General features: G+C 48.4%; 11 protein-coding genes. 4 read left to right on the top strand and 7 right to left on the bottom strand.

Going from position 1 to position 14,854, the window contains the following annotated elements:
* Positions 1 to 20: 20 nt before the first annotated feature.
* From cobO to F5971_RS01370, 3 genes are all read left to right on the top strand, one after another.
* Positions 21 to 632, top strand: a complete 612-nt coding sequence (cobO, locus tag F5971_RS01380; protein ID WP_036506679.1) for a cob(I)yrinic acid a,c-diamide adenosyltransferase — start codon at positions 21 to 23, stop codon at positions 630 to 632.
* A complete protein-coding gene (locus F5971_RS01375; RefSeq protein ID WP_193493591.1) occupies positions 632 to 2,098 on the top strand; it encodes a cobyric acid synthase in 1,467 nt (488 codons plus the stop codon). The genes cobO and F5971_RS01375 overlap by 1 nt, the downstream gene beginning before the upstream one ends.
* A 109-nt stretch (positions 2,099 to 2,207) precedes the next feature.
* On the top strand, positions 2,208 to 3,785 hold the full coding sequence (locus F5971_RS01370) for a diguanylate cyclase (protein ID WP_036506673.1): 1,578 nt from the start codon (positions 2,208 to 2,210) through the stop codon (positions 3,783 to 3,785).
* Here the strand turns inward: F5971_RS01370 and F5971_RS01365 are convergent, their stop codons facing one another.
* From F5971_RS01365 to F5971_RS01335, 7 genes are all read right to left on the bottom strand, one after another.
* Positions 3,786 to 4,850, bottom strand: coding sequence for a LacI family DNA-binding transcriptional regulator (locus tag F5971_RS01365; RefSeq protein ID WP_193493589.1), 1,065 nt, complete (start codon positions 4,848 to 4,850; stop codon positions 3,786 to 3,788).
* Between the two features lie 32 nt (positions 4,851 to 4,882).
* Positions 4,883 to 5,965, bottom strand: coding sequence for an ABC transporter ATP-binding protein (locus tag F5971_RS01360; RefSeq protein WP_036506669.1), 1,083 nt, complete (start codon positions 5,963 to 5,965; stop codon positions 4,883 to 4,885).
* A gap of 44 nt (positions 5,966 to 6,009) precedes the next feature.
* Complete coding sequence (locus F5971_RS01355; RefSeq protein ID WP_193493587.1) at positions 6,010 to 7,629, bottom strand: alpha-glucosidase; 1,620 nt, start codon at positions 7,627 to 7,629, stop codon at positions 6,010 to 6,012.
* Between the two features lie 14 nt (positions 7,630 to 7,643).
* Complete coding sequence (locus F5971_RS01350; RefSeq protein WP_036506667.1) at positions 7,644 to 8,486, bottom strand: carbohydrate ABC transporter permease; 843 nt, start codon at positions 8,484 to 8,486, stop codon at positions 7,644 to 7,646.
* 1 nt (position 8,487) lies between these two features.
* Positions 8,488 to 9,411: a carbohydrate ABC transporter permease gene (locus F5971_RS01345; protein ID WP_036507297.1), complete on the bottom strand. Its 924-nt coding sequence runs from the start codon at positions 9,409 to 9,411 to the stop codon at positions 8,488 to 8,490.
* 93 nt (positions 9,412 to 9,504) lie between these two features.
* Positions 9,505 to 10,776, bottom strand: coding sequence for an ABC transporter substrate-binding protein (locus F5971_RS01340; protein WP_051513846.1), 1,272 nt, complete (start codon positions 10,774 to 10,776; stop codon positions 9,505 to 9,507).
* A 138-nt stretch (positions 10,777 to 10,914) separates the two neighbouring features.
* The gene (locus F5971_RS01335) at positions 10,915 to 11,214 is read right to left on the bottom strand and encodes an Rdx family protein (protein ID WP_036506665.1); all 300 of its coding nucleotides are present in this window, start codon (positions 11,212 to 11,214) and stop codon (positions 10,915 to 10,917) included.
* Positions 11,215 to 11,421: 207 nt separating this feature from the next.
* Between F5971_RS01335 and recC the strand changes: the two genes are divergently transcribed.
* A complete protein-coding gene (recC, locus tag F5971_RS01330) occupies positions 11,422 to 14,847 on the top strand; it encodes an exodeoxyribonuclease V subunit gamma (protein ID WP_223116228.1) in 3,426 nt (1,141 codons plus the stop codon).
* Positions 14,848 to 14,854 lie beyond the last annotated feature (7 nt).

Genomic DNA, 14,854 nt, shown 5'->3' with positions numbered 1-14,854 from the left:
CTACATTGGGAGATGCCTTCATGACCACTTTATTACGAGATCCCGAACGTCATGCCAAACGCATGGCGCGAAAACAAGAATTGATGCGAGCCCGCATTGCCAATGCCCAAAATGAACAGGGTCTGCTGTTGGTGCTCACAGGCCCCGGAAAAGGCAAAAGCAGCTCAGGTTTTGGCATGCTGGCCAGAGCGCTAGGCCACGGCATGAAAACCGGTGTTGTTCAATTTATTAAAGGCGCTTTTCAAACAGGCGAAGAGGCGTTTTTTCGTCAACAGGTTGGCGTTGACTATCACGTAATGGGCGAAGGCTATACTTGGGAAACGAAAAGTCTGGAGCGCGACATTGCCGCCGCAGAAGCCGCCTGGACAATCACTCAGTCGATGCTACGTGATCCAACCTATGAATTTATTCTACTGGATGAGCTGAACATTGCCCTGCGTTATAACTATTTGGATCTTGAGCAGGTGCTCGACGATATACACAATCGCCCCAGCCACCAGCATGTGATTGTCACAGGTCGCAACGCGCCTACGGCTTTGATCGAACTTGCCGATACCGTAACAGAGATGACCGTAGTGAAGCATGCCTTTAAAGACCAAGGGATCAAAGCACAAAAAGGCATCGAACTCTGATGACCACTTTGATGATCCAAGGCACTACGTCTGATGCAGGCAAGAGCACGGTGGTGGCCGCGTTGTGTCGCTGGTTGGCACGTCAAGGCGTCAATGTTGCCCCATTTAAGCCGCAGAACATGGCATTAAACAGTGCCGTTACCTGTGATGGTGGTGAAATCGGACGCTCCACTGCACTGCAAGCCTTGGCCTGCGGTCTCGTACCACACAGCGATATGAACCCCGTGTTGCTAAAGCCACAGAGTGATCGAGGAGCCCAGGTTATTTTACGAGGACAGGTCTATGGCAATATGGACGCGATGGATTATCACGCCTTTAAACGTACGGCCAAAGACGTCGTGCTCGCGGCTTGGGAGGCATTAACTCAACGGCACGATATTGTGATTGCTGAAGGTGCTGGCAGCCCTGCCGAAATTAATCTTCGCGCAGGTGATATTGCCAATATGGGGTTTGCTGAAGCCATCGACTGTCCGGTGATTTTAGTCGGCGATATTGATCGAGGCGGTGTTTTTGCACAGCTGGTGGGTACCCTCGCCTTGCTTTCGCCGTCTGAACAAGCACGCACCCAAGGGTTTATCATTAATCGCTTTCGCGGAGACCCTCAACTCTTAACATCGGGAACCGACTGGCTGCAGCAATATAGCCAAAAGCCTGTTTACGGCGTGTTACCTTACTTGCAAGGCCTGCTTCTTGATGCAGAAGACAGTGTCGCTCATGCAGGAGAGCACCAGGCAGGCGCGCTTAAAATTGTGGTTCCACGCTTGCCCAGAATGAGCAATCATAATGACTTCGATCCTCTGCGCTTACACCCCCAAGTTGAATTGATCTTTGTCGGTAAAGACGAGCCTATCCCTGCTGCCGATGTCATTATTCTGCCCGGTACCAAAAATACTCGCCAGGATTTAGCTTGGCTAATCGAACACAACTGGCCTGAGCACCTGCAAAAGCATCTGCGTTATGGCGGCAAAGTCATGGGGATCTGCGGTGGCTTTCAAATGTTAGGGTCTAGCATCCATGATCCAGAGGGTCTTGAGGGGCAACCCGGTAGCAGCCACGGCCTGAATCTATTGCCTTTTACCACACACTTAGAGGCTCAAAAAGTACTGCGCAAACAACGCGGACAGATGCATGACCTAAATGGAACAGGAAAAACCTCCACTTTTAGCGGATATGAAATCCACATGGGCAGGAGTGAAGGTCACGCGCTTTCTAGGCCGTTGACTCATTCAGACGGTGGACCTGACGGCGCAATAAGTGACGATGGACTGATACTCGGCACCTATATGCACGGAATCTTTGAACAGGCAGAAGCCTTAAACACATTGCTCACCTATTTTGGCCTAGCAGCTCCTCAAACAACCACCAATTACACCCATCACCGCGAAGCCTCGTTAGATCGACTCGCCGATATGATCGAGAGCCACCTCGACACACGTGCGTTATTGCGCCATTTGAAGTTGCTTTAGAGACAATCTAGTGAAAAATTGACCTCTCGTGCTATAGTGATAACTAATAAATACATCACAAATACCTATATTCATTAAAGGTATTTATGCACGAAAGGCTCGTATTCATTTGAAAAGCATCAAAGGCTATATTGCTCTCACCTCAGTTGTGTTCGCATTATTTCTGATCAGTGTATTGGGCTTGTATCGTTTTTATATTGAGCATCCAAAAGAAATAGAGATCGCAGAACAACTTCAGCTCCAAGAATTAAATAGCCTGTCAAAAATCTTACGCCTGAAAAAAGCAACACTTGCCAGCATTACGCTGGACTGGGCTCATTGGGACGATAGCTACCAGTTCCTGACCGAACCTACTCAATTTGAGCGTTTTGTTCAAAGTAATTTTACGCCAAGTTCGTTTATCACCAACAAACTCTTGGGCGTTGTGTATTTAACAAATGACGTCCATGTTCATTACAGTCAAGGCTATGATCTTTCCAACGAAACATTGGTCGATCTCAGTCAGATATCAAATATTGACTGGGCGTTAATTACCCATCGCTTTAATCAAGTCGATAGTGACGTTCTTGGTGGCTGGTTGCTCACTCGATCCGGGCCTGCTATCTACGCGATAGCCAATGTCACTGACTCCTTGAGCGAGAAAGATCCCGCTGGCTATCTTATGTTTATTCAACTCTTGTCAGAGAGTGAAATTGAATTTATCGAATCGATTACTCGACTCAAGCTCAACTTCACTACCCCCACCACCGAAGACGAACTCGCATTTGCGAATACCATCCCCAACTTAGCGCCAGTTACACTTGAGGAAGGCTTTCAAACTGAACGTGATCGAATTATTCGCGATGATACCAACACGCCGATGGTAACCATTCACATTACCCATACACCTATACACTCCCCCAATTTACTGGATGGCTTTCCATTCGTTTTTGCCATCACAGGGTTGGTAGCTCTCCTACTCATGGCGCTGTTGGAACGGATTGTTCACCGCCCCATGAAGAAGCACATTCAAGCAATTGAGCAAATGGTATCGGAGCAAAACTTAACCCCTCTTACTGAACGATTTCGTATTAATGAGTTCGAAAAATTCAGGTCTGTGTTTAATCTCGCCGTTGATTTGGTTCAGCAGCAAAAATTAGCACTGCTTGAACTCTCGACTAAGGATGCACTCACCGCCATTCCGAACCGCCGTGCCTACGACACATTCGCGCCCACTGCGTGGAAACATGCCAAACGTCACAATACAACCTTCTGCTTCGCCATTTTGGACATTGACTATTTTAAACAGTTTAATGACAGTCAAGGTCATCAAGCGGGGGATGTTGCCCTGAAACAGCTAGGGGCTTTATTTTCTCAACATTTTTGTCGCGAAGATGACTTTTATGCGCGCATTGGCGGTGAGGAGTTTGTTGTAATTCTTCGCTCATCTCATGATGATTTTTTACCGCATCTTGAAGCCTTTCGACAGGGATTTGAGGACTTAAACATTCCTCACACAAGCCGTCCCGACGCGCTTAAGGTATTAACCATTAGCATCGGCGCTGTCATTGTCAAACACCCCAACCAACTTTCAATAGAGTCCGGGCTCACACGACTTTACTCACTTGCTGATCAAACACTTTACACCGCTAAGCAGCAGGGCCGAAATCAAATTGGGGTTAGGTATATTAACCATGAAAAAGGCTAATTAAGGCACGACTCTCGGGCAGGTTTCACCCATCAGCATATCGGTGGGTAGAATCACATTCTGCCTGGGTGCGAGTCCCAAGAACATATTCCCCGCCATTTGCCCTTTGAGTTCATTATATTGCTGGACGGTAGTTAAAGTAGGATGCGTAAATTGGCTCTCGGCAATACCATCAAATCCAACAATTTTAAGATCATTGGGAACCGATATTTGTTGCTGCAATGCCACCTGCAAGGCACCCAGCGCCATTCGGTCACTCATGCAGATAATGACATCAGGGCGTTCGTCTTGATTCAGCAACATAAAGGCCGCCAGACAGGCATTCCGATGGGTATTCACAGGCACATCCACCACGCTTAATTGTTCCAGTGGATAGTTATATTCTTGCAATGCCTGCATATAACCAAGCCAACGCGATCGAGACACCGAGGCTGGACTGGCATAGCATGCATCACAGGTTGCCCAAGACACAGTCGAGACAGGTGTTAAGCGTAACGAAATAATCGCAACTTTTTGGGGACGATGATCAAGTGCCAAACAGGCAGAACGGTAAGCTCCGTCCTGATTATCGATATTCACCGTGATAAAATCCGTCGTATCCACGTCCACCGCTATAATCGGTTTGGATTGTTGCAGTAGCCTCTGAAAACGTTTAGACGGATGCAGCCCACCATAGACGATATACCCATCCACCATGGACTCCATTTGTCTTGATTTGTAGGATGTCGACTCATCCTGTCCGGGTAGCAACAGCATATTGCATTGGCGTTGATCGAGGACATCCGCAAGTCCTGCCAAAAATTGACTCGCAACAGGGTCTGAGATGCAATAGCTCAGGCTATCTGCAAGCAGCACACCCACGATACCACTAACCCCGGTACGCAAACTGCGTGCGGCCGCATTCGGTCCTTCATACCCTAAACGCTGACAGTCCTCAATGATACGTAGACGCAAAGACTCAGAGAGTTGATCAGGCCGATTAAATGCATTGGAAATGGTCGCCGTGGACACATTCAACGCTTTCGCCATATCTTTGATTGTCAGCTTTTTTTTATATTCGATCATCTAAACCACTTCACTGCCTGTACCCACATCCGTTAGGTTCGCTTAAATGCCCGTCCTTTATCATCAAACAAATGTGCCGCGTTTGGGGCGATAGAGACCTGCACTTTATCACCAACCTTATACGTCGTATAGGCAGAGACTCTCGCCACTAGCGGCACCTCTTCCTTGCCAATTTGCAGATATACAAACGATTCATTGCCGAGATATTCGACGTTGACAATCTCAAGACCCGTCTCCGATGCTTGAATTTCCAAATGCTCTGGACGTACACCCAGCACAACTTTTTCGCCGATCTGGGCGGTTTGGCTGTTGATCTTAACGTCCAGTGTACCCAGCTCTGGAATGTCCAAGGCCGTTATCGATTCACCCGGTTGGTGAAGATGACACTTAATCACATTCATATTGGGGGAGCCAATAAAACCCGCAACAAACAAAGTGGCCGGGTTTTCATACAAATCGAAGGGCGACCCCACCTGCTCGATGCCTCCAGCATTTAGCACGACAATTTTATCGGCCAATGTCATTGCTTCGACTTGATCATGGGTCACGTAGATCATTGTCGACTTTAAGCGGTCATGAAGCTTGGCAATCTCGCTGCGCATTTGAATGCGCAAGGACGCATCCAGATTGGACAAGGGTTCATCAAACAACATGATTTTAGGCTCACGCGCCATGGCACGCCCAATCGCGACACGTTGACGCTGACCACCGGACATTTCCTTCGGTTTACGCTGCAACAAGGGCCCTAACTGTAATATATCGGCGGTTTTCTTAACTTTATCGTCTATCGTGCCCTTATCTTGCTTAGCGAGCTTCAAACCAAAGGCAATATTCTCGGCCACAGTCATATGCGGATAGAGTGCGTAGGACTGAAAAACCATGCCGACACCGCGTTCCTTAGGTGACAGGTGATTCACTCGCTCGCTTCCGATCAGTAAATCACCGTCACTGATTTCCTCTAACCCGGCAATCATTCTCAGCAAGGTCGATTTACCACAGCCGGAGGGGCCAACAAAGACAACAAACTCACCTTCCTTGATGTCTAAATCGATGTCTCTGAGTACATTCACCGAATGGTAGGTCTTACTTATTTTTTTTAGTGTTACACTGGCCATGAAACCTCACTCACCGAAGGTATCCCTTCGGCATTTCTGTCAACTCAATCAATTTCAGCGAAAAAAGCCTGATACGGCGGAAGCTCTAGCACTTGGTCTTGTAATAAGGCCTCAAAACCATGTCCCTCTAGCACAGCCGTCACATCACAGGGTAACGGATAATGCTGTGTTTGCCCTGTCATATTAAAGACGGCTAAAAGCGTTTGAGATTCGTCATTCCGAATCCAGCTTAAGAGACCGCTCGGCGCATCCAACAACTCAAGCGCACCACGTTTCAAGGCAGGTTGTTGTTGACGCCAATGAATAAAGCGACGCACAGCATTTAACATCGATGACGTGTCTGCATCCTGTTCTGCAACAGCATAGGGCAAATGAGCAAGGTCGACTGGCAACCAAGGCTCCTTGCTGGAAAAGCCGCCTTGTTCCCCAGAGGTCCAAACCATCGGCGTGCGACAGCCATCGCGCCCTTTAAACTCTGGCCAAAAAGGTAACCCATACGGATCTTGAATTCGCTCAAAAGGAACCTCGGCTTCGGGAAGGCCAAGCTCCTCACCTTGATATAAACACACACTGCCACGCAGAGACATCAGCATTGCTAACGCCACCCGAGGATAACCAGAGCCTTCGTTCTCCCCCCAACGCGTTGCGCTGCGCACGACATCATGGTTCGATAACGCCCAGCAAGGCCAAGCCTCTTGTGCCATCGCATTAAAGTTCTGAATCACACTGCGAATATGCTCTGCCGAATTGGGCTTATTGAGCAAATCAAAGGTATAGGCCATGTGCAGCTTATCGCCACCTGAGCAATACTCTGCCATCCGCTCCAAGGGATGATCATCGCCAATTTCCCCAACAGTTGTAGTGCCTGGGTATTCATCCAATAAGGCTCTTAACTCTTTAAGAAAAGCCAAATTTTCTGGCTGGCTTAAATCATAGACATGCTGCTGCCAAGTGTACGGGTTAGTGGCTGGCGCACCGTAGGTTTTAGCCGCTCCCGCTGGCAAGGGTGGATTATCCCTTAACTGTTGATCATGAAAGTAAAAATTCACTGTATCCAATCGGAAACCATCCACCCCCAACTCCAGCCAAAAACGCATATTGTCTAACTGCGCCTGCTGCACATCGGGATTATGAAAGTTTAAATCCGGCTGACTTGTCAAAAAGTTATGCAAATAATACTGCTGACGACGACTCTCAAACGTCCAAGCACTGCCGCCAAAAATCGACAGCCAGTTGTTGGGTGGAGTGCCATCGGGCTTAGGATCTGCCCATACATACCAATCAGCTTTCGCATTGTCCTTATTTTGTCGGCTCTCGGTAAACCAAGGGTGCACATCAGAGGTGTGGCTAATCACTTGATCTATCGTTACCCTTAGACCTAAGGCATGCGCCTTCTCAATCAGTGCTTTAAAGTCGTCAAGCGAGCCAAACATGGGATCAACATTACGATAGTCTGAAACATCATACCCAAAGTCTTTCATCGGTGATGTAAAAAAGGGTGACAGCCAAATCCCATCCACACCTAATGACGCGACGTACTCCAGCTTGGAAGTAATGCCTGGCAAATCACCAATCCCATCCCCATTTGAATCCATAAAACTCCGAGGGTAAATCTGGTAGATGACTCCACCCTTCCACCACTCTTGATTGGTCAACACATTCATAGTTTCTCCTCGGATTAGCCTTTAACAGCACCAGCTGTCAAACCAGATACAATACGTCGTTGAAAAATAAGGACTAAAATTACCAATGGCACCGTCACCACGACGGACGCCGCCATAATAATGCCCCAGGGCAATTCATACGCAGACCCACCACTGATCAACGCAATGGCGACAGGCACGGTGCGTTGGTCATCGGTCAGCGTGAAGGTCAGTGCAAATAGAAACTCATTCCAAGCCGCAATGAATGCCAATAAACCGGTTGTCACCATGGCAGGCCACATCAACGGCATGAACACTTGAAACAGGGTCACGATTGGCGATGCACCATCCACTATTGCCGCCTCCTCCAACTCTTTCGGCAGTTGACGCATAAAGGTGGTCAAAACCCAAACAGTAAAGGGCAAGGTGAAAATGGTGTAAGAAAACACAAGCGCAAGTGGATTGTTGTATAGATTAAGCCAACGTATTACCTCAAATAACCCAGATAAAACAGCAACCTGAGGGAACATGGACACCCCTAGCACCATCAGTAACACCGCTCCGCGCCCTCTAAACTCAACACGTCCTAAGGCGTAGGCCGCAGTCAAGCCAAACAACAAGGAGATGACGACGGTGAGCGTCGAAACGAACAACGAATTCCCTAGGCTTCGAATAAACGACGCCTGATTCAGCACCGTTTGATAATTGCCAAAATGAACACTCGTTAAAATATAATCGATGGAAAACAACTGCTCGCTGGTTTTCAAGGACGTCAAAATCGCGTAGTAAAATGGAAAGGTTGAAAACACGATAATGGCTAGAATCAACATCCAGAATGCAACGCGCAAGAGGAGTTTAGAGAGTGATTTAGTCAACATATTAGTAGCTCTCCATGCGTTTTTTGCCTAAATAAAGGTACGCAAGCGTGCAAAGGGCGATGACAAAAAAGAGCAGTGTTGAGGCAGCAGAGCCATAACCAACATCCTGAAACTCAACCAATTGTTGGCGCGCATAGACCGACATGGACATGGTATCGGCACTGTTGGAGGTGAGCACGAAAATCAAATCGAACACACGCAATGCATCCAAAACCCTAAAGATCACGGCCACCATCAAGGCAGGTGCAATCAATGGCAAAGTCACTTTAAAGAACACACGCACGGGATGGATGCCATCCACCTTGGCTGCTTCATAACAATCTGACGGCAGCATTTGCAAAGCCGCGAGCGTCAGCAAGGCCATAAAAGGCGTGGTTTTCCAAACATCCACCATGATGACCGCCCACATCGACAAATTCGCATCGGCGGTCCAAGCCACTGGCTCCGCAATAAAGCCCAGCGTCATGAAAATATCATTTAAAATCCCAAACTGATCATGCAGCATCCAACCCCACATCCGAGCTGATACTATGGTTGGGATCGCCCAAGGAATCAGAATGGCGGCTCGTACCAAGGCACGTCCTTTAAACTGGGCATTGAGCGTGAGCGCAACAATAATGCCTAAAAACGTTTCGGCAGAGACGGACACCAGGGTAAAAAACAAGGTGTTTTTCACTGCTCGCCACCAAAGGGGATCGGCTAAAACGCCGTACCACTCTCCTGCCTCGTACACCAAGTAGTTCTCAAAACCAATAAACTGGTAATCATGTAAATTACCCAGATTGGCATCGGTAAAACTAAAACCGATGGTTCTGAGTAGGGGCCAGCCCGCCACGGCCAGTAGAACTAACATCATCGGTGACAGAAACAACCAGGCCATGCGCTTGCGCTGTGTCAATAAAGACAAGCGGTTGGACGCTGGCATTGATTGCGCTATATCGGATTTAGTAGACATCTGTTGACTCCGCTCTTGTCGATCTATCGGTGATCAAGCACCCTGCCCGATCACCGACCCCGCTTACCAGCCGCGACGACTCATACGGTTGAGTTGACTTTCTAACTCTTGCACAGCTTTTTCAGCACTTTGCGAGCCGGATAAAACACTGTGAACAGCATTAAAGGTGGCATTACTCACACGTCCGTAACTGTTTCCAGTCACTGAGGACGGACGCGGTACACCATTGAGGAAGGTTTCATACAACTCGCCAAAGAATGGAACGAGATCAAGTACCTCGGTATCTTCGTACAGCGCAGGCAGTGTTGGGTTGTAGGAGCCGATCAAGGCTCGACGCTTTTGCTCATCATAACTGGTCAAAAAGCGCACGAGATCCACGGCCAGCTCGGCATTTTCAGAGTATTGAGAAACGGCTAACTGCCATCCCCCTAGCGTTCCCGCAGGACGCCCGTCTTCACCGCCCTTCGGTAACGCCGTTACGCCGATTTTGCCACGGATAGGACTTCCGTCAGATTGGCCTAAAGACCAAGCATAGGGCCAGTTGCGCATAAACAATGCATTACCTGACTGAAACACCCCACGAGATTCTTCTTCGGCATAGCTTAAAACGCCCGGTGGTGAAATGGTATTCACCCAGCTAGCAGCCATTTCCAATGCGGATATAGCGCCTGGATTGTTGATGGTGACCTTTCCATCTGCATCAACAATCGTGCCGCCGTTATAGCTGTAGATCCACTCAAGTGCATCACAGGTGAGCCCTTCATATGCACGTCCCTGCCATACAAATCCCCAAAATTGTGCCTGCCCCGCGGCGCGCTCTTGTTCCTGAACATGCTGGGCTGTCTGGGTGAGTTCTTCCCAAGTGCTCGGTACCTCTAACTGGTATTTTTCCAAAAGATCGGAGCGGTAATACAATACACCCGCATCGGTAAACCATGGCATGGCCACCAAACGACCGTCAACGGTATTATTGGTAATGAGGGATTCAAAATGCTGGGATTCAAGCGCTTCAAAATGCGGTTTTAAATCCAACAAATGCGGCGCCAGTAAGCCAGGCCAAACGACATCGATCTGAAATACATCGATATCCTTTGATCGAGCCGACAAGAGTTGCTGGTACAAAGACAAACGCTCTGTGGACGAGTTGGGTGTTGAAACCAACTCAACTTTATGGCCTGTTTTTTCGCTCCACAGCTTTGTGCCTTCTTCACAGAGTTGTAACTCAGACCCTACAGCTCCACAAGAGATCGTCAAGGTCGCAGCGTGAACGGCGCCGGCGAGTAAGCCAGCTGCAAATACAGTGATTCCAAGCCCTGATGCTTTATTAATATGCATACCTATACCTTTTATTGTTTTTATAGGAACATTAACTTAATCGTTTAAGTTATGACTGCATATTAATCCAAATCAGGATGACTTCAACTGTAAACCCGGCTTAATTTTGACTTAATTTTTTTGCACTGCAATACGAACTTAGCGATCGTTATGGCCTAAATCGCGGCTTGGCCACACTAAATCACGCACACGCTGCTTAAGGACTTTTGCTTCTGGAAAGCCACCATCCGCTTTGCGCTCCCATAAGCGTTGTCCTTGACAGGTAATCTCAAACACCCCGCCTGTCGCAGGCTCCAGTGTAACGGACGCCAAATCATCACTAAAGGTTGACAGCAGCTCTTGTGCTAACCAAGCCGCTCGTAACAACCACTGACACTGGGTGCAATAACGAATCGTAATGCTCGGTTTTTCTGTCACGCTGGAATTAAGATCGCTCATGATGACTCTCTTTAAAATCACACCAATCACTTGGCCGATAAGGTATAGGACGAATGAAAGCTTAACTGAACCCTACATCCGTGTCTCGATTGAACGCCACTTTATTCTCCTTTTGATTTGACGAATATCAACAACACATCCCCTCACTTTCGGATAATCAACTGTTACACTTAGGATCTTTGTCACTCGCAAAACAGGCAAGACTCAATGGCAGCAGAGATTGAAACAGGTTTTATGATTGTGCAAAGCAACCGCCTGGAAGCTTTACGTGAGTTAACCGTTGAATGGTTAAAACGCCACCCTTTGCCCCCGCTGGAAAATGAAGTGTTGCTGGTGCAGAGCAATGGGATAGCGCAATGGTTAAAACTCGCACTGGCCGAAGACGAAGCGGACGTCGGTGGAGGCTGTGACATCGCAACCGCCTTAAACATTAGCTTGCCCGCGAGTTATGTCTGGCAAGTCTATCGTTCGGTATTGGGCGATCTCCCCATCAACTCGGCCTATGATAAACACCCCTTAACCTGGCGCTTGCTAAGATTGCTGCCTTCATTGATGGATCGACCTGAGTTCCAACCACTATCACGCTTTTTAAAGGATGATCATCAGCAACGTAAACGCTTTCAATTGGCACAGCGCCTTGCCGATCTTTATGACCAGTATCAGGTGTATCGTGCTGATTGGTTAGAGGACTGGTCAAAGCATGTTGATTGCATGACACAAAAGGGCGACAAGATCCCACTGCCTGAGGGTCAACTCTGGCAAGCGGAACTTTGGCGACAGATCATTGCGGATATGTCAGAGGTGGACCGCCATACCAGCCGTGCACAAGTGCATCAACGTTTTTTGAAAACCTCAATCACTCCCGAAATGTCACTAAACCTTCCTAAACGTGTAGTGGTGTTTGGCATCTCGTCATTACCCAAACAAACCGTGCAAGTTCTGGAGCGCGTCTCACAGGTGACTCAAGTGTTACTCTGTGTCTCTAATCCCTGTCAGTATTTCTGGGGGGATATTATTGATCCGGTTCAATCTCGTCGTTTGTTTACCGAACGCTTTAAACGCCATCCTCTTAAATGGCAAACGGATATCTCCGATGAACATCTTTATCTTCATGCCAATCCCTTGCTCGGATCTTGGGGCAAACAAGGACGCGATTACATTCGGCTGTTAGATGAGTTTGACCAAAAAGACAGCTACGAAGAACACTTCCAGCAACAAAAGCTCTCCATCGACTTATTTGAAGAACCGGGTGAGGACTCGCTGCTGAAGCAATTGCAAAGCGATATTTTATCCTTGCGCAGCCTTGATGAAAGCAAAGCACGCACACGCCCAATTGACTCATCGGACCAAAGCCTAACCTTCCACATTGCCCACAGCGCGCAACGTGAGGTTGAGATTTTACAAGATTATGTATTAGGGCTCTTTGCTCAACATCCGGACCTTCGTCCCCGTGATATTTTGGTCATGGTACCGGATATCAATCAGTACGCACCTCATATTCGTGCGGTTTTTGGACGCATCGGCTTTGACGATACGCGTTACATCCCTTTTACCCTGTCAGATCAAGGACAACGACACCAAGCGCCCCTATTAATTGCACTGGAGAGTTTGCTGAACCTTCCGGGTTCGCGCTTCAGTGTCAGTGAAATCCTCGATCTTTTAGATGTCCCTGCCCTACAGGCCAAATTTGCCATTACCGCTTTAGACAAGCCTTTGCTGCACCATTGGATTGAGGACTCAGGGATTCGCTGGGGATTGGATGCAACCCATCGCGAGAGCTTTGGTCTGCCACCCGATCAAGAGCAAAACACCTGGCGTTTTGGATTAAAACGCATGCTGCTCGGGTACACCCTCGGTCAAGAAGAGGCTTGGCAGGGCATCGAACCGTATGCAGAAGTTGGCGGCTTAAGCGCCACGCTGGCAGGTGCTCTGGTCCGTTTTATTGAAACACTGGATCACTATTGGCTTAAACTGCAAGCGCCCTTAGCCCCCTCAGAATGGGTATCGCTCTTGCGCACACTGTGCCAAGACTTTTTTATTGCACAAGACAGCCGTGATGAGCTATTGCTGACACGCATCGAGTTAGGTCTTCAAACTTGGCAAGAGCACTGTGAACATGCCGCCTTTTCGGACCCTTTACCTTTGCACATGGTCCGAGACACGATTTTAGGACAGATAGATCAAACAGGACTGAATCAACGCTTCATGGCCGGTGCTGTCAATTTCGCAACGCTGATGCCAATGAGGGCCGTGCCTTTTCGTCATATCTGCTTACTCGGCATGAATGAAAGCGACTACCCACGCCAGGTCATGCAACCTGACTTTGATTTAATGCCATTGGATTACCGTGCAGGTGATCGCTCGCGCCGAGAGGATGACCGCTATTTATTTCTTGAAGCGCTACTCTCCGCGCGGGACGGACTCTATATCAGTTGGGTTGGACGCAATATCAGGGACAACACAGAACGCCCCCCTTCAGTTCTCATTGGGCAACTCCGTGACCACATCCTTAACGTTTCAAGCGCCGAACAGCTGAAACAGATCACCTTTGAATACCCTTTGCAACCGTTTAGTCAGGCGTATTTTTCGGAAGATTCGCCCCACAAAACCTATGCGAAGGAGTGGCAAGAGATTCACCTAGCCCCTTCTATCGCAGCATCTGACATGTTTGAACTGCCTCCCTTAAGCACGGATGCACCGCCGCCAATTTCACTCGCACATTTGGGGCAGTTACTGAAAGTCCCTGCACAAGCATTTTTTGCAGAACGTTTAGGGGTTGTGTTCAATGATCCTGACCCAACCGGAGAAGACCACGAGGCCTTCGCGATTTCGGGGCTTGACGCTTGGGCACAACGGCAACAACTGCTTGAGTCGATCTTACATCAGTTGCAAACGGAGCCCGAACTCAATGTAGGCCAGAAATTACAGCAGGCGGTTCTAAAACAACAACGCCGAGGTCAGCTGCCATTAGCGCCCTTTGGGCATCTTTATGCTGATGAACTGATTGCTCCATTAATCAACCCTCTGGGTGTGTATCAAGAGCGTGCGGCAGACTTTCCCTACGCTACCTCGCATTCTGAGGCCGTGTTACTTGAGCAGGGCATGATCGTTTTAGACGACGTTCTACTGGATATTCGGATCAATTCGGTGGGAGAGCGCCGTCGCTTACTGATCCTACCCAGCCAAGTTTGGCAGGGCAAGGCACTTAAATGGCATCACCTTGTGCGCCAATGGCCTTATCACTTGGCAGCTCAATTGAAAGGGGAAACCTTCACTGAAATACTCGCGCCCGACACCCAGCTTTTTTTAACGCCTTTAGAGGCTCAAAAGGCGACTGAGCTTTTGCAGCAGCTCATGACAAGTTGGTCTGACAATTTGCAGTCCCCTCTCCCTTTTTCAGCCAAAACCAGCGGGGCCTTTATTAAACCGAGTAAAGAGGGTTCCGAATTGATTGAGGCTCAGGATGCTTACCAGGGCAACTATCAACTCATGGGTGAAGTGCAGCAGAACCTTGCCTTGCAACGACTCTGGCCTCGTTTCGAGGACTTCATTCGGGACGGCCGCTTTATGGAACTCAGCAACCGCTTGTTTCAGCCAATACTCGATCATCTCATTTTGAATACATTAAAGTAGATAAAAC

Source organism: Nitrincola alkalisediminis (assembly GCF_009821115.1).
GTDB lineage: Bacteria > Pseudomonadota > Gammaproteobacteria > Pseudomonadales > Balneatricaceae > Nitrincola > Nitrincola alkalisediminis.
Note: the sequence above shows the minus strand (reverse complement) of the source record. Positions and strands in the feature narration are given on the sequence as shown.